Source organism: Streptomyces sp. NPDC046931 (genome assembly GCF_040644655.1).
Taxonomy (GTDB): Bacteria; Actinomycetota; Actinomycetes; order Streptomycetales; family Streptomycetaceae; genus Streptomyces.
This window is the reverse complement of the sequence record NZ_JBEYWX010000002.1, coordinates 677206-693339: the sequence shown is the minus strand read 5'-3', so window position 1 is coordinate 693339 and position 16134 is coordinate 677206. Positions and strand designations below refer to the sequence as shown.

Below are 16134 nucleotides of genomic sequence, written 5' to 3'. Positions count from 1 at the left end.
TTCGGTGTTTCCGACTCTATCAGATCTTTTCTCGACCCGATTTCCTCGGTGCTTTCCGGCCTTTCGGCCTTCCGGCGGTGTCGACTTTATCAGATCCCTTGGGGCCTTCCGGCCCGTTCGGTTCCTGATCCCCAGTCAACCGGGGTTGTCCTCCCGGCCCTTCGGCCGTTCCGACGAGTGAGACTTTAGCGGATTCCTCGCTCCCGAGCTAATCGGGGGCTGCGTTCTCACAAAGGTTCGAACGCGGAGTCCGCATTCCGAAAATACACACGCCGAAGAACACGGCGCTATAACGCCGATTATCGGTTGGTACCTGCGGAATGGCTGTCCGGGGACCGACCGGAGTCGGCGCTCACGTCGGACAACCCGGAGAACAGTACGGATCGGCCCGGGGCGTGTCAACTCGGTGCCGTACCGCCCCCGGCAGGCGTACCCTCCTTCTCATGACTCCGCGTACGTGCAACCAGCAGTGGTGGGCCGCCTGACGGCGGCCGGCCTCACGTATGCGATCAACGGCCGCCGCCTCGGCGGCCGTTCTCGTATCTCCTCCCGGAGGGTCGGCCGGCCGGTCGCGGCGGTCCCGACCAGAAGGTGGAGAGATGACACGGGTCTTCAGCGGGATCAAGCCGACCGGGAACCTGACGCTGGGCAACTACCTGGGTGCCATGCGGCGGTGGGCCGACGTTGACCAGCACCGGGCCGACGCCCTCTTCTGCATCGTCGATCTGCATGCCCTGACCGTGGACCACGATCCCGCCCGGGTGCGCAGGCTCAGTCGGCAGGCGGCGACGCTGCTGCTGGCGGCGGGGATCGATCCCGAGCTGTGCACCATGTTCGTACAGAGCCATGTGGACGAGCATGCACGGCTGTCCTACCTGCTGGAGTGCGTCGCCACCGACGGCGAGATGCGGCGGATGATCCAGTACAAGGAGAAGGCCGCACGGGAGCGGCAGCGGGGCGGGAGTGTGCGGCTGTCGTTGCTGACGTATCCCGTGCTCATGGCGGCGGACATCCTGGCGTACGGGACCGACGAGGTGCCCGTGGGTGACGACCAGACCCAGCATGTGGAGCTGAGCCGGGATCTGGCGGTGCGGTTCAACCAGCGGTACGGGCTCACGTTCGCGGTGCCCCGGGCGACCCGCCCGAAGATCGCGGCCAGGGTCATGAACCTTCAGGACCCTACGTCGAAGATGGGGAAGTCGGACGACTCCGGGCCGGGGATCGTCTATCTGCTCGACGAGCCGGACGTGCTGCGAAGGAAGGTCATGCGAGCCGTGACGGACAGCGCGTCGGACATCGTGTACGACCGGGAGACGCGGCCCGGCGTGGCGAACCTGCTGGAGATCCTGGCCGCCTGTGAAGGGGGCGACCCCAAGGAGCTGAGCGGCGCGTACGGGTCGTACGGCGCCCTGAAGAAGGACACCGCGGAGGCCGTGGTCGAGTTGCTGCGGCCGGTGCAGGATCGGCACAAGGAGCTGTGCGCCGATCCCGGGTACGTGGACGGGGTGCTGCGGGCCGGTGCGGAGCGGGCCGCGGGGATGGCCAGACCGCGGGTGGACGCGGCCTACCGGGCGATCGGGTTGCTGCCGGCCGTGTGACGAACCGGGTGCCCACCGCCGGTCTCCCGGCGGTGGACACGGGTGTCAGCTGTTGCCGGACGCCAGCTCGCGGCTGCGGTCGCGGGCCGCTTCCAGTGCGGCGATCAGGGCCGCTCGTACGCCGTGGTTCTCCAGTTCGCGGATGGCGTTGATCGTCGTACCGGCCGGGGAGGTGACGTTCTCACGGAGCTTCACCGGGTGCTCCCCGCTGTCGCGGAGCATGACCGCCGCACCGATCGCGGACTGGACGATCAGCTCGTGGGCCTTGTCGCGGGGCAGGCCGAGCAGGATGCCGGCGTCGGTCATTGCCTCGACCAGGTAGAAGAAGTACGCCGGGCCCGAGCCGGACAGGGCGGTGCAGGCGTCCTGCTGGGACTCGGGGACGCGGAGTGTCTTGCCGACGGCTCCGAAGATCTCCTCCGTGTGGGCGAGGTGGGCTTCGGTGGCGTGGCTGCCGGCCGAGATGACGGACATGGCCTCGTCGACGAGGGCGGGCGTGTTCGTCATGACCCGGACCACCGGGGTGCCGGCGGTCAGGCGTGCCTCGAAGAAGGAGGTGGGGATGCCCGCGGCGCCGCTGATGACGAGGCGGTCGGCGGGGACGTGCGGCGCGAGTTCGTCGAGGAGCGTGCCCATGTCCTGGGGCTTGACGGTGAGGATGAGGGTGTCGGCGGTCTTCGCGGCCTCGGCGTTGCCGACCGGGGTGACACCGTGGCGGGTGCGGAGCTCCTCGGCTCGTTCCCGGCGGCGGGCGGTGACCAGGAGGTCGGCGGGGGACCAACCGGCTCGGATCATTCCGCTGAGCAGGGCTTCGCCGATCTTTCCGGTGCCGAGGACTGCGACTTTCTGCGTCATGGTGCGGGTGCCCTCCGGGGGTTGCGTCGTCCGGGTTCATCCTCGCACCGGGGTGGGGGCAGGGGGTGGGTTGTCCGGTGGGCGGGACGGCGGCCGGGCCCCGGTCGTGTCCGGGCCGTGTGCCGCCCCCGTGGCCCGGCCGTCCCTGTCCCGTGGGGTCGTTTCCTATGCCGTGCGCCGCCTCAGGGTCGCCGCTCCCAGTCCGAGCACCAGCAGTGCGCAGCCCGCGACGATCAGGACGTCCCTGACGAATGTCGTCGTCATGTCCGTATGGCGGAGGACCTCGTTCATGCCGTCCACCGCGTACGACATCGGCAGGACGTCGGAGAGCGCCTCCAGGACGGGGTGCATGTCCGCGCGAGGGGTGAACAGGCCGCACAGGAGGAGTTGCGGGAAGATCACCGCCGGCATGAACTGGACCGCCTGGAATTCCGAGGCCGCGAAGGCCGAGACGAAGAGGCCGAGGGCCGTGCCGAGCAGGGCGTCGAGCAGGGCCACCAGCAGGAGCAGCCAGGGCGATCCGGTGACGTCCAGGCCGAGGAACCAGACCGCCAGGCCCGTGGCCAGGGCGGACTGGACGACCGCGAGCGCACCGAAGGCGAGGGCGTAGCCCGCGATCAGGTCGGCCTTGCCGAGGGGCATCGCGAGCAGGCGCTCCAGGGTGCCGGAGGTGCGTTCGCGCAGGGTCGCGATGGATGTCACCAGGAACATCGTGATCAGGGGGAAGATCCCGAGGAGCGAGGCTCCGATCGAGTCGAAGGTGTGCGGGCTGCCGTCGAAGACGTAGCGGAGCAGGACCAGCATCAGGCATGGGACGACCAGCATCAGCGCGATGGTGCGCGGGTCGTGGCGGAGCTGGCGCAGCACGCGGGCGGCCGTGGCCGTCGAGCGGGAGTAGGTGAGGGTCCTCCCGGTCGGCTGGGCGGTGGTCGTGGTCATCGGACCGTCTCCTTTCCGGCCGTGCTCTGCGCCGTCGCCTGGTCCACGAGGTGCAGGAACGCTTCTTCGACCGTCTCCGCGCCGGTACGGGTGCGCAGGGCTTCCGGGGTGTCGTCGGCGAGCAGTTCGCCCTCCCGCATCAGCAGGAGGCGGTGGCAGCGCTCGGCCTCGTCCATGACGTGCGAGGAGACGAGGAGCGTGGCGCCGCGGTCGGCCGCGAGGCGGTGGAAGAGGCCCCAGAGGTCGCGGCGCAGGACCGGGTCGAGACCGACCGTGGGTTCGTCGAGTACGAGGAGTTCCGGCGTGCCCAGGAGCGCGACCGCGAGGGAGACGCGGTTGCGCTGGCCGCCGGAGAGGTTGCCGGCGAGGGAGTCGGCGTGCGAGGTGAGGTCGACGTCGGCGATGGCCCGGGTGACGTTGTGGTCGCGGCGGTCGGCGGCGGCGCGGCCCGGGTCCAGGATCGCGGCGAAGTAGTGGAGGTTCTGGCGGATGGTCAGGTCGGCGTACACGGAGGGGGCCTGGGTGACATAGCCGATGCGGGAGCGCAGGGGGGCGGAGCCGGCGGGGCGGCCGAGGACCTCGAGGGTGCCGGTGACCTTGGCCTGGGTGCCGACGATCGCGCGCATAAGGGTCGACTTGCCGCAGCCGGACGGCCCGAGCAGGCCGGTGATCTGGCCGCGGGGCACGGTGAAGCGGACGTCGCGGAGGACCGTGCGGGCGCCACGGAGGACGGTGAGCCGGTCGGCGTGGACTGCGGGGCCGGGTGCCGGCGCGTGGGGGCCGGGCGGGTGCGCGCGGCGGCTATTCATCATGCGATGAATATGGCGCGCGGCGGACCGGCCGTCAAGGGCCGGCCCTACGGCTTCGGTTTCGGCTGGATTCGGGTCGGTCCGGCTCGACCCGGTTCGGCTTGGGTCGGCTCGACCCGGTTCGGCTCGGGTCGCTGGGACGGAGCGGGGGAGGGCCTGGAGGCGGGGAGGGCCCGGCGGAAGAGCGGGCGCGGAGTCGGCGTCGGCGCGGGCCCGGGTCGGCGCCGACCCGGGCCCGGCGCGGATGCCCCGACCCCCCTGGGGGCGGGGCCTACGGGCGGGCCGCGACGATCAGTACGACGTCGTAGACCTCCTCGATGAGGCCGTTCGGGAAGGACCGGAGGAGGCGCTCCCGTTCCTCGGTGAGGAAGGCGCGTGTCCCCTCCTCGCCGCGGACGAGGAAGATCGAGTGGCTGCCGATGTTCGCGAGGTGGATGTCGACGGGAACCGTGCGGCTCCATCGCACGACTCGATGGGTGTGGGCCGGAACCTCGGGGGCGCCCTGGAAGGCGAGTTCGGTCCGGGCGCCCCCGGCGCCGTTCTTGGTGGCGTGTTCGGCGCCGAAGTACCGCTTGATGCGGTCGGCCTGCGCGGCGATCCAGGACACGTCCTCGGCGTCCATGTTCCACCACAGGGCGAGCGCGCCGCCCGGGCGCAGGACGCGCAGGGCCTCCGGGACCGAGCGGGCGGGATCGGTCCAGTGCCAGGCCTGGGCGTAGGTGACGAAGTCGACGGAGGCGGTGGCGAGCGGGAGGGCGTTGCCGTCGCCGCGCAGCAGAGGGACGTCGGGAAGGGTGCGGTGGAACTGGGTCGACATGCCCTCGCCGGGCTCGATTCCCACGACCTGAGCACCTCTTGCCCTGAGGAGGGCGGTGGCGATGCCGGTGCCGGCGCCGATGTCCGCGACGCGGGCGCCGGTGAGGGGGCGGCCCGCGAGCTCCTCGAGGGCGTCGAAGAGGACGGGCGGGTAGGAGGGGCGGTTGGCGGCGTACTGGGCCGCGGCGGCGTTGAACGAGCGGGCTCGCACGGAGCGGGAGGGCGCGGTCATACGCCCATGGTGGCGGCCCTGGGGTGTCCCGCACAGCGGATTCCCGGCAGGAGCGGGGCGCCGAGGAGACGGCCTTCGGTCAGGAGCGGCGCTTGCGGGAGGGGTTTCCCGTGCGGCGCGAGACGCGCTTGTCGTAGGCGGCGCGGGCCTTGTCGTACTCCTCGCGGTGCAGCTTCTCGCCGGGGGCCTCGGTCAGCGAACGCACGAAGTACGCGAGCAGCGAGCCGAGGAACCCGATCGCGAGCAGGCCGCGGAGGGAGGACTGGCGTTCCGGGTCGGGGCGTTCGGTGAAGGCCCCCCAGGTGTGGCCGAACGCCAGTGCGCTGCACACCGCGAACATCACCACGACGATCAGGCTCACGGCCGAACCGACGTCGGCGATCTGAAGGCCCTGGTAGGCGAAGCGCAGCACGAGACCGCAGACGGCGGCGAGCACGAGCGAGCCGGCCGCCACCGCGGCCCGGCGCGCGCGGTAGCCGCCGTCGTGGTCCACCCAGGTCGTGCCGAAGAAGCGGATCGGTTCGGGGCGGGGTCCGCCGGGGGTGTCCGGAGTGCCGTTCTCGTCGCTCACGCGTCGATTATCACCCCGGCACCACGGGGCAGGACCCCGCCCCCGTCCGGCTCAGCCGCAGCGGGGTGCGACGTAGCCGTCGCTGCCCGTGTGCACGTACGCGTCCGAGACGTATGCGCCGTCGCCGATGCTGTCCCAGACGCTGCTCGTGCCGTACGGACCGGTGACCGTCGTGCCCGGGGTCTGGCAGTAGATCGGCACCCTGGCACCCTCGGCCAGGACCCGGACGACGGGGTAGCCGGTACCGGGGCCGCTGCGGACGTTGAGCCGGACTCCCGGGGCCACCGAGTAGTAGCGCACAGCCGCCGCGGCCGTCGTGGCGGTCTCCGCCACGGCCGTCGTCGCGGTCTCCGCCACGCCGTCGGTCCGGGCTTCTCCCACACGGTCGACAGACATGAAAAACCTCCCCCGTTGCACCCCATGACCGTCATGGGGTGCCGTTCGTTCCCCCGCGTCACCCCACGCAACGCGGGTGTGACGCGCACGCGGAGGCTAGCAAGCCGCCTCGGTCTCGTACGAGTCATCGACTAGGCTCCGAGCGTCGCGCGCGCCGACGAACAGCACGGGGGTGGTCCATGGCGCCACAGCGCAACACCGCAGCGGGCGCGGAAGTGGAACTTCCCGAGTACGCCGGTCAGTACCACCTGGAGTCCCGCCTGGGTGCCGGCGGCATGGGCGTGGTGCACCTGGCCCGCAGCACCTCTGGACTGAAGCTCGCGGTGAAGGTCGTCCATGCCGAGTTCGCCAAGGACCCGGAGTTCAGGGGTCGTTTCCGGCAGGAGGTGGCCGCCGCCCGGAGGGTGAGCGGTGCCTTCACCGCACCCGTCGTCGACGCCGATCCCGAGGCCGCGCGGCCCTGGATGGCCACCCTGTTCATCCCCGGTCCCACATTGTCCGATCACGTGAAGCGGAACGGGCCCATGGAATCGGGCCAGTTGCGCCGGCTGATGGCCGGGCTCGCCGAGGCGCTGCGCGACATCCATCGGGTCGGGGTCGTCCACCGGGATCTGAAGCCGAGCAATGTGCTGCTCGCCGAGGACGGGCCGAAGGTCATCGACTTCGGCATCTCCCGGCCGAAGGACAGCGAACTGCGCACGGAGACCGGCAAGTTGATCGGCACGCCGCCCTTCATGGCCCCCGAGCAGTTCCGGCGGCCCAGGGAGGTCGGCCCGGCCGCCGACATCTTCGCGCTCGGGTCGGTCCTGGTGCACGCGGCGACGGGTCGCGGGCCGTTCGACTCCGACAGCCCGTATGTCGTCGCCTACCAGGTCGTTCACGACGAGCCGGACCTGGCCGGCGTACCGGAGGACCTCGCGCCGCTGGTACTGCGGTGTCTGGCCAAGGAGCCCGAGGACCGGCCCACTCTCGACGAGTTGATGCGGGAACTGCGGTCGGTGGCGGCCTCGTACGACACGCAGGCCTTCGTACCGGCTCGGCGCGCGAGTGACGTTCCGAGACCCGATCCCCCTGTCGAGGCCCTCGAGGAGCGGGAGCGGCGGCCCCGGGGTCTTCTGTCGCGGCTGGCTCCGGTCAGGCGGGTGGCTCTGGTGGCGGGCGCGTTCAGTCTGGTGCTGGGCGGCGCGGGCGCCGCCGTGAAGCTGCTCGACGACGGCGCTCCCGCCCCGGCCGGTCCCCGGACCTCGCTGGCCGCGTTCCGTACCTGGGAGGCGAGACCCGAGTCCGAGGACGCCGCTGTGCCGCAGTGTTCCTACGGTGCCGGCAAGCTGCTGTGCGGCCAGCCCGGCCTGGTCGTCGCCCTCGACCCGTCCGACGGCACCGTGCTGTGGCGGCATCGGGTCGCCGCGACCGCCAGGAGCGAACCGCCGGTCCTCTCGGGCGGTCTCGTCCAGCCGTTGACGGGCGGGCGCCGAGCCCTGGAGGCGCTGGATGCCGGCTCGGGCCGAACGCGCTGGCACCGGGACATGCCCGCCCGCAACGGGATGCGGCAGGCCGCGGGCATGCTTCTGCTCACCGGCACCGACGGGACGGTCACCGGCGTGAACGGCACCTCGGGAAGGACCCAGTGGAGCCGCCGGATCCCCGGCCAGCGCATGCCGTACTTCACCTCGTTCCCCGGGGGGTCGTCGGCGTACGCCGTGAGCACGTCCGACGACGGGTCGAGCACGCGGGTCACCGCGGTGGATCCGCGCACGGGGGACGTGCGCTGGGACGCCCGGCTGAAAGGGAGCCTGGAGCCTTTCGGCACCGCGGGCGGGTCCGTCTTCTTCCTCTCCGTGGACCGGGTCTACGGGCGCACGGTGGCCGTGGTCCGCTACACCCCCGGGTCGGGGGCGGCGCGCACCGTTCCGCTGTCCGTCCCCCTGGACAGCGCCCGTGCCGGCGTCCACGGCGGCGCCGTCCATCTCCTGGCCGCCGGTGGCGCGCTGGAGGCCGTCGACATGGACGCGGGCAGACAGCTGTGGCATGTCGAGACGTCCGTGAGCCGCGGCTCGGCGCCGGTCGCGGCCGACGGGCATGTCTACTTCACCGCGGCCGACGGACGACTGCTCGCGTTCGACGCCGGCGACGGCACGCTCCTCGGCCAGACCGCACCCCGCCTCGGCACCCGCGCGGACCGGGTCACGGCCGCGCTGCCGGAGCCCGTGATCATCAACGGTCATGTCTACGCCGGTGCCCCCGACGGCACGGTCTTCGGCGTGGACGGACGTGATCCGTCGGCCTGGTGACGCGCGAAGGGGCCGCCCCCGGAAGCTCCAAGGAGCGGCCCCTGCTCGCCGCGGGGTCAGCCCCGCCGCCTCACGCCGGTCAGCCCAGCTTCGTCACATCGCGCACCGCGCCCCTGTCCGCGCTCGTCGCCATCGCGGCGTAGGCGCGCAGTGCGGCCGAGACCTTGCGGTCGCGGTTCCCGGGGGCGTAGACGCCGTCGAGGGCAGCGCGGCGGGTGCTCAGCTCCTCGTCGGAGACCAGGAGGTCGATGGTGCGGTTCGGGATGTCGATGCGGATGCGGTCGCCGTCGCGGACCAGGGCGATCGTGCCACCGGAGGCGGCCTCGGGGGAGGCGTGGCCGATCGACAGGCCCGAGGTGCCGCCGGAGAAGCGGCCGTCCGTGACCAGTGCGCACGCCTTGCCCAGGCCGCGGCCCTTCAGGTACGAGGTCGGGTACAGCATCTCCTGCATGCCCGGACCGCCCTTGGGCCCCTCGTACCGGATGACGACGACGTCGCCCTCCTTGACCTGCTGGGTGAGGATCTTCTGGACGGCCTCCTCCTGCGACTCGCAGACGACCGCCGGTCCCTCGAAGGTCCAGATCGACTCGTCGACGCCAGCGGTCTTCACCACACAGCCGTCGACCGCGAGGTTGCCCCTGAGGACCGCGAGGCCGCCGTCCTTGGAGTACGCGTGCTCGGCGGAGCGGATACAGCCGTTCTCGGCGTCCTCGTCGAGGGCCTCCCAGCGCTCCGACTGGGAGAAGGCCTCGGCGGAGCGCACACAGCCGGGTGCCGCGTGCCACAGTTCCACCGCCTCCTGGGACGGGGAGCCGCCGCGGACGTCCCAGGTCTTCAGCCAGTCGGCCAGGGACGGGCTGTGGACCGCGTGCACGTCCTCGTTCAGCAGGCCCGCGCGGTGCAGTTCGCCGAGGAGGGCGGGGATGCCGCCTGCGCGGTGCACGTCCTCCATGTAGTACGTGCGGTTCTTGGCGACGTTGGGGGCGACCTTCGCCAGGCACGGCACCCGGCGCGAGACCTCGTCGATCTCCGCCAGGCCGAAGGGGACGCCCGCCTCCTCGGCGGCGGCCAGGAGGTGCAGGATCGTGTTGGTCGAGCCGCCCATTGCGATGTCGAGGGCCATCGCGTTCTCGAAGGCGGAGAAGGTGGCGATGTTGCGCGGCAGAACCGTCTCGTCGTCCTGCTCGTAGTAGCGGCGGGTCAGGTCCATGACCGTGCGGGCCGCGTTCTCGTACAGCGCCCGGCGGGCCGTGTGGGTGGCCAGGACCGAGCCGTTGCCGGGGAGGGAGAGACCGATCGCCTCGGTCAGGCAGTTCATCGAGTTGGCCGTGAACATGCCGGAACAGGAGCCGCAGGTCGGACAGGCGTTCTCCTCGATACGGAGGATGTCCTCGTCGGACACCTTGTCGTTCACCGCGTCGGAGATCGCGTCGACCAGGTCGAGCGTGCGGACCGTGCCGTCGACCAGCGTGGCGCGGCCGGACTCCATCGGCCCGCCGGAGACGAAGACCGCCGGGATGTTCAGGCGCAGGGCCGCCATCAGCATGCCCGGGGTGATCTTGTCGCAGTTGGAGATGCAGACCAGGGCGTCGGCGCAGTGGGCCTCGACCATGTACTCCACACTGTCCGCGATCAGGTCGCGGGAGGGGAGGCTGTAGAGCATGCCGCCGTGGCCCATGGCGATGCCGTCGTCCACGGCGATCGTGTTGAACTCGCGCGGGATGCCGCCCGCCTCCCTGATCGCCTCGCTGACGATCCGGCCGACCGGCTGGAGGTGGGTGTGACCGGGCACGAACTCCGTGAAGGAGTTGGCGACCGCGATGATCGGCTTCCGTCCGATGTCCGCGCCGGGTACACCGGAGGCGCGCATCAGGGCGCGGGCGCCCGCCATGTTGCGGCCGTGGGTGACTGTGCGGGACCTCAGCTCGGGCATCGTCGCTCGCTCCTTAGGAGAGTTCTCAACTCGTGTCGAGCCTACGCCGGTGCTCCAAGGGACGGACACAAGTGTCCGGAATGCGGGACGCGTGTTTCAGGGACGGGGCGGCGGGCGAGGCTCGGGGGTTTGTCGGGTTCCCCGCGCCACCGGCTCGTGGTGTGACAGGCTTCCCGCGTCCCGGTCTCAGGGTGTGACAGTCTTCCCGCGCCCCCGGTCTCAGGGGTTCGTGAGGTGCCCCTGGACCACCGGAGCCACGCGCGCCACCAACTGTTCCAGGTCCGCCGACGCCAGCGGCTCCACCTTGATCACATACCGCAGCATCGCGATGCCGACCAACTGCGCGGCCGCCAGCTCGGCACGCAGCTCCGCGTCGGGCAGGCCGAGCTGCCCGGAGATGCGGCGCAGCAGCTGCGCGGCGACCAGGCGGCGGAAGACGGCGGCCGCGGTCTCGTTGTTCACGGCGGAGCGGACGATGGCGAGCAGCGGCGTACGGGTCGCGGGGTTCTCCCAGATGCCGAGGACGAAGCGGGTCAGGCGCTCGCCGACGGCGTCCCGGGGGCCCTCGGCCACCGCGTCCGGCGCACTCAGGGCGGGGGCGAAGGCGACCTCGATGGCGGCCTCGAAGACCTGCTCCTTGGTGCCGAAGTAGTGGTGGACGAGCGCCGAGTCCACGCCGGCGGCCTTGGCGATGCCGCGTACGGACGTCTTGTCGTAGCCGCGCTCGGAGAACTCCTCGCGGGCCGCCTCCAGGATGCAGTCACGGGTGGCGGGCGCCGCCGCCGTCTCCCTGCGGCTGGGCCGTCCCCTGCCGCGGCGGGCCGGACCCGCTCCCGTCGTCCCAGTCGCTCCGGTCACGGACGGACCACCCCGCTCACCCGCGGGACGCCTTCGCGGCGGCCGCGAGGTGCAGACGCGCGAAGGCGAGCGCCTCGGCGAGGTCGGCCTCGCGCTCGGCGCCGGACATCGCGCGACGGGTGTTGACCTCGATGACGACGTACCCGTCGAAGCCGGTGAGCGCGAGCCGCTCCAGGACCTCGGCGCAGGGCTGGATGCCGCGGCCGGGCACGAGGTGCTCGTCCTTGTTGGAGCCGTTGCCGTCGGCGAGGTGCACATGGCCGAGACGGTCCCCCATCCGCTCGAGCATCTGGAGGGCGTCGTTACGGGCCGTGGCGGTGTGGCTCAGGTCGATCGTGAAGTGACGGTAGTCGTCCCTCGTGACGTCCCAGTCGGGGGCGTACGCGAGCATCTCGCGGTCCCGGTAGCGCCACGGGTACATGTTCTCCACGGCGAATCGCACATCCGTCTCGTTCGCCATGCGCCAGATCCCGTCGACGAAGTCGCGGGCGTACTGACGCTGCCAGCGGAAGGGCGGGTGGACGACGACCGTGCCCGCGCCGAGCTTCTCGGCGGCCGCGCGGGCGCGCTGGAGCTTGGTCCAGGGGTCGGTGGACCACACGCGCTGGGTGATCAGCAGGCAGGGGGCGTGGACGGCCAGGATGGGCATGTGGTGGTAGTCGCTGAGCCGGCGCAGCGCCTCGATGTCCTGGCTGACGGGATCGGTCCACACCATGACCTCGACCCCGTCGTACCCGAGGCGCGCGGCGATCTCGAAGGCCGTCGCCGTCGACTCCGGATAGACGGAGGCCGTCGACAGGGCGACCTTCACATCCGGGATGCGCACCACTGGTTCTGCCACGAGGGACAGGGTACGGGGCGTCGCCTTGACATGGAGGGCCGGTTGCGCAGGGTCGGGTGTGGGAAGCGGCACAGCGCCGCGGGCCCCTGCTACTCCGCCGCCATATGGTCCAGGCGGCGCAGGATCACGCCCTCGCGCAGGGCCCACGGGCAGATCTCCAGGGTCTCCACGCCGAACAGGTCCATCGCGCCCTCCGCGACCAGCGCGCCCGCCACAAGCTGGCCCGCCCGGCCCTCGGAGACGCCCGGGAGGTCCGCGCGCTGCTCGGCCGTCATCCCGGCAAGCTGCGGAACCCAGCCTTCCAGGGACTCCCGCTTCAGCTCGCGCTGCACATACGGCCCCTCGGCGGAGCGCGCCGCGCCGGCGAGACGGGCGAGCTGCTTGAAGGTCTTGGAGGTGGCGACGACGTGGTCGGCCATCCCGAGGCGGCTGAACTCGCCGACCGTGCGGGCGATCTGCGCCCGCACATGGCGGCGCAGCGCCCTGACGTCCTCCGGCGCCGGCGGATCGCCGGGGAGCCAGCCCGCGGTGAGCCGGCCCGCGCCCAGGGGCAGCGACACCGCCGCGTCGGGCTCCTCGTCGATCCCGTAGGCGATCTCCAGGGAGCCGCCGCCGATGTCGAGGACGAGCAGCTTGCCGGCCGACCAGCCGAACCAGCGCCGGGCCGCGAGGAAGGTCAGCCGCGCCTCCTCCTCGCCGGTCAGCACCTGGAGCTCCACGCCGGTGGCCTCCTTGACCCGGGCCAGCACGTCGTCCGCGTTGCTCGCCTCGCGCACCGCGGAGGTGGCGAACGGGAGCAGGTCCTCGACACCCTTGTCCTCGGCCGCCTGGAGGGCGTCGCGGACGACGGCGATCAGCTTGTCGACCCCTTCGGGGCCGACCGCTCCGTCGCCGTCGAGAAGCTGGGCGAGCCGGAGCTCCGCCTTGTGCGAGTGCGCGGGCAGCGGGCGCGCGCCGGGGTGGGCGTCCACCACCAGCAGATGCACCGTGTTCGAACCCACGTCGAGGACACCGAGTCTCATGTACGGAACGCTACTGCCAGTGCGACGATCCTCAGTCCCTGAAGCGGTCCGGAGCCACTTACCCTGGATGCGTGCCAAAGACGAAAAAGGCGAAGTCCGACAAATCCTCCAAGGGATCGAAGGATTCTTCGCAGGCGAAGGCGTCCCCGTCCATGAAGTCCCCGATCGCGAGCGACGAGAAGGGGCTCGATTTCGCGCGCGCATGGGTGGAGTTTCCGGATCCGGCCGACGGCGAACAGGTCTTCCGGTGCGATCTGACATGGCTGACCTCGCGCTGGAACTGCATCTTCGGAAGCGGCTGCCAGGGCATCCAGGCGGGCCGCGCGGACGACGGGTGCTGCACGCTGGGCGCGCACTTCTCGGAGGAGGACGACGAGAAGCGGGTGGCCGGCCACGTGGCACGGCTGACGCCGGAGATCTGGCAGAACCATGACGTGGGCATGGAGACCGGCTGGGTCGCGGAGGACGACGAGGGCTCCCGCCAGACCCGCCCCTACCAGGGGTCGTGCATCTTCCAGAACCGGCCAGGGTTCCCCGGCGGCGCCGGCTGCTCGCTGCACATCCTGGCGCTGCGGGAGGGCCGCGAGCCGCTGGAGACCAAGCCGGATGTGTGCTGGCAGCTGCCGATCCGGCGGACGTACGAGTGGATCGACCGGCCCGACGACACACGGGTGCTCCAGGTGTCCATCGGCGAGTACGACCGCCGGGGCTGGGGTCCGGGCGGCCATGACCTGCACTGGTGGTGCACATCGGCGACATCGGCGCACGGCGCGGGCGACCCGGTGTACGTCTCGTACCGGGCCGAGCTGACCGAGCTGATGGGCAAGGCCGGGTACGACCGGCTGGTCGAGCTGTGCGAGCAGCGCCTGGCGTCGCAGCTGCCGCTGGTGGCACCGCATCCCGCGGATCCTGTGGACTGAGTGCGCTGGGTGCGCTGGGTGCGCTGGGTGCACCAGCGGGTCGCACGGGGTGAGTGGGGCGTTCCGGTCATCTCGCGCGCGCATGGAGCCATGGGGCCGGGCGGGGCTATGAGGACGGGCTCGGATCGCCGCTCTCGGGGGACGGCGGGGGCGAGGACGAGGGGTCCTCAGACGGGGTCGGGCTCGGGGACGGCGGGTCCGTGGGGGTCGGATCGCCCGGCGTGGGCTCAGGGCCGGTCGTGTGCGGATCGGTCGGCAGGGGGGCGGACGGGCCGGTGTGCACGGGAGTGGGGCGCGGGTCGGACGGGCCCGCCGCCCCATAGCCGTCGATCGACACCACGGCACCCGCGGGTGCCACCGCCACGCGCGCGTGCCAGGGACCGGACGGCTCGCGCAGGTGGTCGACGTACACCCGGACCGTGACCGACGCGCCGGGGGCGAGCGTTCCCGACGCCTGGCTCAGATAGAGCCAGGGGGTACCCGTGGACGCCGACCAGTGGACCGGCGAGCTGCCGGACGCGGTCAGCGTGATGAGGGTCGTGGTGCCGTCGCCGTCGGCCTCCACCGTGAGGTGTCCCGCCGCACGCCCGCCCGTCTTCACCCCGATGACCTCGACGGACACATCGGGCGAGCGGCCGTCCTTGCCGAAGCGGGCGCCGGGTTTCGTACGCGCGTTGCCCGCGTTCTCGTAGCCACCCGTGCCCGCGTCGCCCAGCACGGTGGAATCGTGCAGCTCGCGCGCGGTGACCGGACGGCCGTCGGTGCCCTCACCGGTGACGGGCGCGCCGCGGTAGGCCGCCCACAGGGCGATGACGGGGGCGGCGACCACGGTGGCGACGACGGTCGTCGTGACGGCACGCGCGCGCAGCCGGTCACGGCGCGCCGCGTGGTCCTTGGGATCCATGGGGAAACCGCGCCGGTCGAAGCGAGGGGCGCGGCCACGCGCGCGTGGCGCGTGCGCCATCGCGGTCCGGAGGGCGGTGCGCGGGGCCTCGAGCACGGGGAGCGCGGCGGGGGTGACGCTGGTGCCCGGCCAGGCGCCGGGGACCGCGCGCTCGGCGGTGCGGCGGCAGCGCGCGCAGTCGTCGACATGGCGGACGAGTTCGCGGCGCAGGGTGGCGCTGAGCACGAATTGGTGGTCGTCGGTGAGGCGGGCGACGCTCGGACAGGAACCGGTCTCGACGACGGCGAGCGCGGCACGGGTGCGCTCCACCTCGCAGGCGGCGGAGGCGAGGAGTTCACGCGAGGCCGCGAGGTCCATGCCGAGCACTGCGGCGACCTCCTTGGCGGTGAGCTGGTGACGCACGGCGAGCTCGAGCGCCTCGCGCTGCTCGGGAGTGGTGCCGGCCGCCTCGGGCCAGGCGAGCTGGGCGAGTTCCCGTCTGCGGTGTTCCCGGATCTCCTGGGGAGCGGGGGAGCCGCCGATCGTCTCGGCGGCGCGGCGGTCGCCGGCCTCCCGGAGCGCGCGGTGCCCGCGGTCGCGCCCGGCGCCGTAGCCGCCCTGGCGGCGGCGCCGGGCCTCGGCGAGCCTGCGCAGACAGGACCAACGGGCCAGGGCGTAGAGCCAGGCTCGGAGGTCGTCGGGGGCCCCCGGACCGCGGGCGCCGCGGCGCTCGGCGAGCGCCAGGGCGTCCCCCAGGGCGGCCGTCGCCGTGTCGTGATCGCACAGCACGGACAGGCAGTAGGTGAACAGGCCGTCGAGGTAGGGCTCGTACTGCGCGGGCGGGCGCTGAGCCGTGGTGCGGGTGTTCGCGCCACGCGGCACGCTCCCCCGCTTGTGAGCGTCTTCGCGCGCCCGGCGTGCGCCGGTGGCGTGCGTGGAAGTCTCCGGCCTGCTGCTCATCACCCGTGCGACCGTAGGCGCCGATGGGCGGCACCTTCTGCCCCCTTGCGCACTTTTACTCCGTACGGGTGAAACGATCCCTCAATACGGGCCACGAACGCCGGGTGCGGCCGGCCCGGCACGGCCGGCGCTCCGCCCCGTCGCAGGTCCCGGGCGCGCCGTCCCCGCACCCGTACCTCAGGCCCCCGGCGCCGCGACCACGAGCCCCGG

The 16134-nt window shown here is 72.2% G+C and carries 14 protein-coding genes; 3 read left to right on the top strand and 11 right to left on the bottom strand.

Annotated elements, in window-relative coordinates:
- Positions 1–599 precede the first annotated feature (599 nt).
- On the top strand, positions 600–1598 hold the full coding sequence (gene trpS, locus ABZ876_RS07185; RefSeq protein ID WP_361775510.1) for a tryptophan--tRNA ligase: 999 nt from the start codon (positions 600–602) through the stop codon (positions 1596–1598).
- A 45-nt stretch (positions 1599–1643) separates the two neighbouring features.
- On the opposite strand, the gene proC is transcribed toward trpS, so the two are convergent.
- From proC to ABZ876_RS07155, 6 genes are all read right to left on the bottom strand, one after another.
- Positions 1644–2453: a pyrroline-5-carboxylate reductase gene (gene proC, locus ABZ876_RS07180; protein WP_361775507.1), complete on the bottom strand. Its 810-nt coding sequence runs from the start codon at positions 2451–2453 to the stop codon at positions 1644–1646.
- A 165-nt stretch (positions 2454–2618) separates the two neighbouring features.
- Positions 2619–3392, bottom strand: coding sequence for an ABC transporter permease (locus ABZ876_RS07175; protein WP_361775504.1), 774 nt, complete (start codon positions 3390–3392; stop codon positions 2619–2621).
- On the bottom strand, positions 3389–4204 hold the full coding sequence (locus ABZ876_RS07170) for an ABC transporter ATP-binding protein (protein WP_361775501.1): 816 nt from the start codon (positions 4202–4204) through the stop codon (positions 3389–3391). Before ABZ876_RS07170 ends, ABZ876_RS07175 begins: the two co-directional genes overlap by 4 nt.
- A 268-nt stretch (positions 4205–4472) precedes the next feature.
- Positions 4473–5249 carry a class I SAM-dependent methyltransferase gene (locus ABZ876_RS07165; protein WP_361775498.1) on the bottom strand — a complete coding sequence of 259 codons (777 nt, stop codon included), beginning with the start codon at positions 5247–5249 and terminating at the stop codon, positions 4473–4475.
- Between the two features lie 79 nt (positions 5250–5328).
- Complete coding sequence (locus tag ABZ876_RS07160; RefSeq protein ID WP_361775495.1) at positions 5329–5820, bottom strand: EamA/RhaT family transporter; 492 nt, start codon at positions 5818–5820, stop codon at positions 5329–5331.
- A gap of 51 nt (positions 5821–5871) precedes the next feature.
- On the bottom strand, positions 5872–6216 hold the full coding sequence (locus tag ABZ876_RS07155; protein WP_361775492.1) for an SH3 domain-containing protein: 345 nt from the start codon (positions 6214–6216) through the stop codon (positions 5872–5874).
- 179 nt (positions 6217–6395) lie between these two features.
- On the opposite strand from ABZ876_RS07155, the gene ABZ876_RS07150 reads away from it, so the two are divergent.
- Positions 6396–8507, top strand: coding sequence for a serine/threonine-protein kinase (locus ABZ876_RS07150; protein WP_361775489.1), 2112 nt, complete (start codon positions 6396–6398; stop codon positions 8505–8507).
- Positions 8508–8586: 79 nt separating this feature from the next.
- On the opposite strand, the gene ilvD is transcribed toward ABZ876_RS07150, so the two are convergent.
- From ilvD to ABZ876_RS07130, 4 genes are all read right to left on the bottom strand, one after another.
- Positions 8587–10440 carry a dihydroxy-acid dehydratase gene (ilvD, locus tag ABZ876_RS07145; protein ID WP_361775486.1) on the bottom strand — a complete coding sequence of 618 codons (1854 nt, stop codon included), beginning with the start codon at positions 10438–10440 and terminating at the stop codon, positions 8587–8589.
- A 219-nt stretch (positions 10441–10659) separates the two neighbouring features.
- Positions 10660–11298: a TetR family transcriptional regulator gene (locus ABZ876_RS07140; RefSeq protein WP_361775483.1), complete on the bottom strand. Its 639-nt coding sequence runs from the start codon at positions 11296–11298 to the stop codon at positions 10660–10662.
- 16 nt (positions 11299–11314) lie between these two features.
- Positions 11315–12139 carry a sugar phosphate isomerase/epimerase gene (locus ABZ876_RS07135; protein WP_361775480.1) on the bottom strand — a complete coding sequence of 275 codons (825 nt, stop codon included), beginning with the start codon at positions 12137–12139 and terminating at the stop codon, positions 11315–11317.
- Between the two features lie 89 nt (positions 12140–12228).
- Positions 12229–13161 carry a Ppx/GppA phosphatase family protein gene (locus ABZ876_RS07130; RefSeq protein WP_361775477.1) on the bottom strand — a complete coding sequence of 311 codons (933 nt, stop codon included), beginning with the start codon at positions 13159–13161 and terminating at the stop codon, positions 12229–12231.
- 71 nt (positions 13162–13232) lie between these two features.
- On the opposite strand from ABZ876_RS07130, the gene ABZ876_RS07125 reads away from it, so the two are divergent.
- Entirely contained in the window at positions 13233–14081 is an 849-nt protein-coding gene (locus tag ABZ876_RS07125; RefSeq protein ID WP_361775474.1) for a hypothetical protein, read from the top strand.
- Positions 14082–14187: 106 nt separating this feature from the next.
- On the opposite strand, the gene ABZ876_RS07120 is transcribed toward ABZ876_RS07125, so the two are convergent.
- Positions 14188–15924, bottom strand: a complete 1737-nt coding sequence (locus tag ABZ876_RS07120) for a hypothetical protein (RefSeq protein WP_361775471.1) — start codon at positions 15922–15924, stop codon at positions 14188–14190.
- Between the last annotated feature and the right edge of the window lie 210 nt (positions 15925–16134).

Bases quoted from the DNA above. Each gene is read 5' to 3' on its own strand.
- proC (WP_361775507.1), bottom strand. From the start codon at position 2,453: ATGACGCAGAAAGTCGCAGTCCTCGGCACCGGAAAGATCGGCGAAGCC.
- trpS (WP_361775510.1), top strand. From the start codon at position 600: ATGACACGGGTCTTCAGCGGGATCAAGCCGACCGGGAACCTGACGCTG.
- ABZ876_RS07175 (WP_361775504.1), bottom strand. From the start codon at position 3,392: ATGACCACGACCACCGCCCAGCCGACCGGGAGGACCCTCACCTACTCC.
- ilvD (WP_361775486.1), bottom strand. From the start codon at position 10,440: ATGCCCGAGCTGAGGTCCCGCACAGTCACCCACGGCCGCAACATGGCG.
- ABZ876_RS07130 (WP_361775477.1), bottom strand. From the start codon at position 13,161: ATGAGACTCGGTGTCCTCGACGTGGGTTCGAACACGGTGCATCTGCTG.
- ABZ876_RS07170 (WP_361775501.1), bottom strand. From the start codon at position 4,204: ATGATGAATAGCCGCCGCGCGCACCCGCCCGGCCCCCACGCGCCGGCA.
- ABZ876_RS07150 (WP_361775489.1), top strand. From the start codon at position 6,396: ATGGCGCCACAGCGCAACACCGCAGCGGGCGCGGAAGTGGAACTTCCC.
- ABZ876_RS07155 (WP_361775492.1), bottom strand. From the start codon at position 6,216: ATGTCTGTCGACCGTGTGGGAGAAGCCCGGACCGACGGCGTGGCGGAG.
- ABZ876_RS07120 (WP_361775471.1), bottom strand. From the start codon at position 15,924: ATGAGCAGCAGGCCGGAGACTTCCACGCACGCCACCGGCGCACGCCGG.
- ABZ876_RS07165 (WP_361775498.1), bottom strand. From the start codon at position 5,249: ATGACCGCGCCCTCCCGCTCCGTGCGAGCCCGCTCGTTCAACGCCGCC.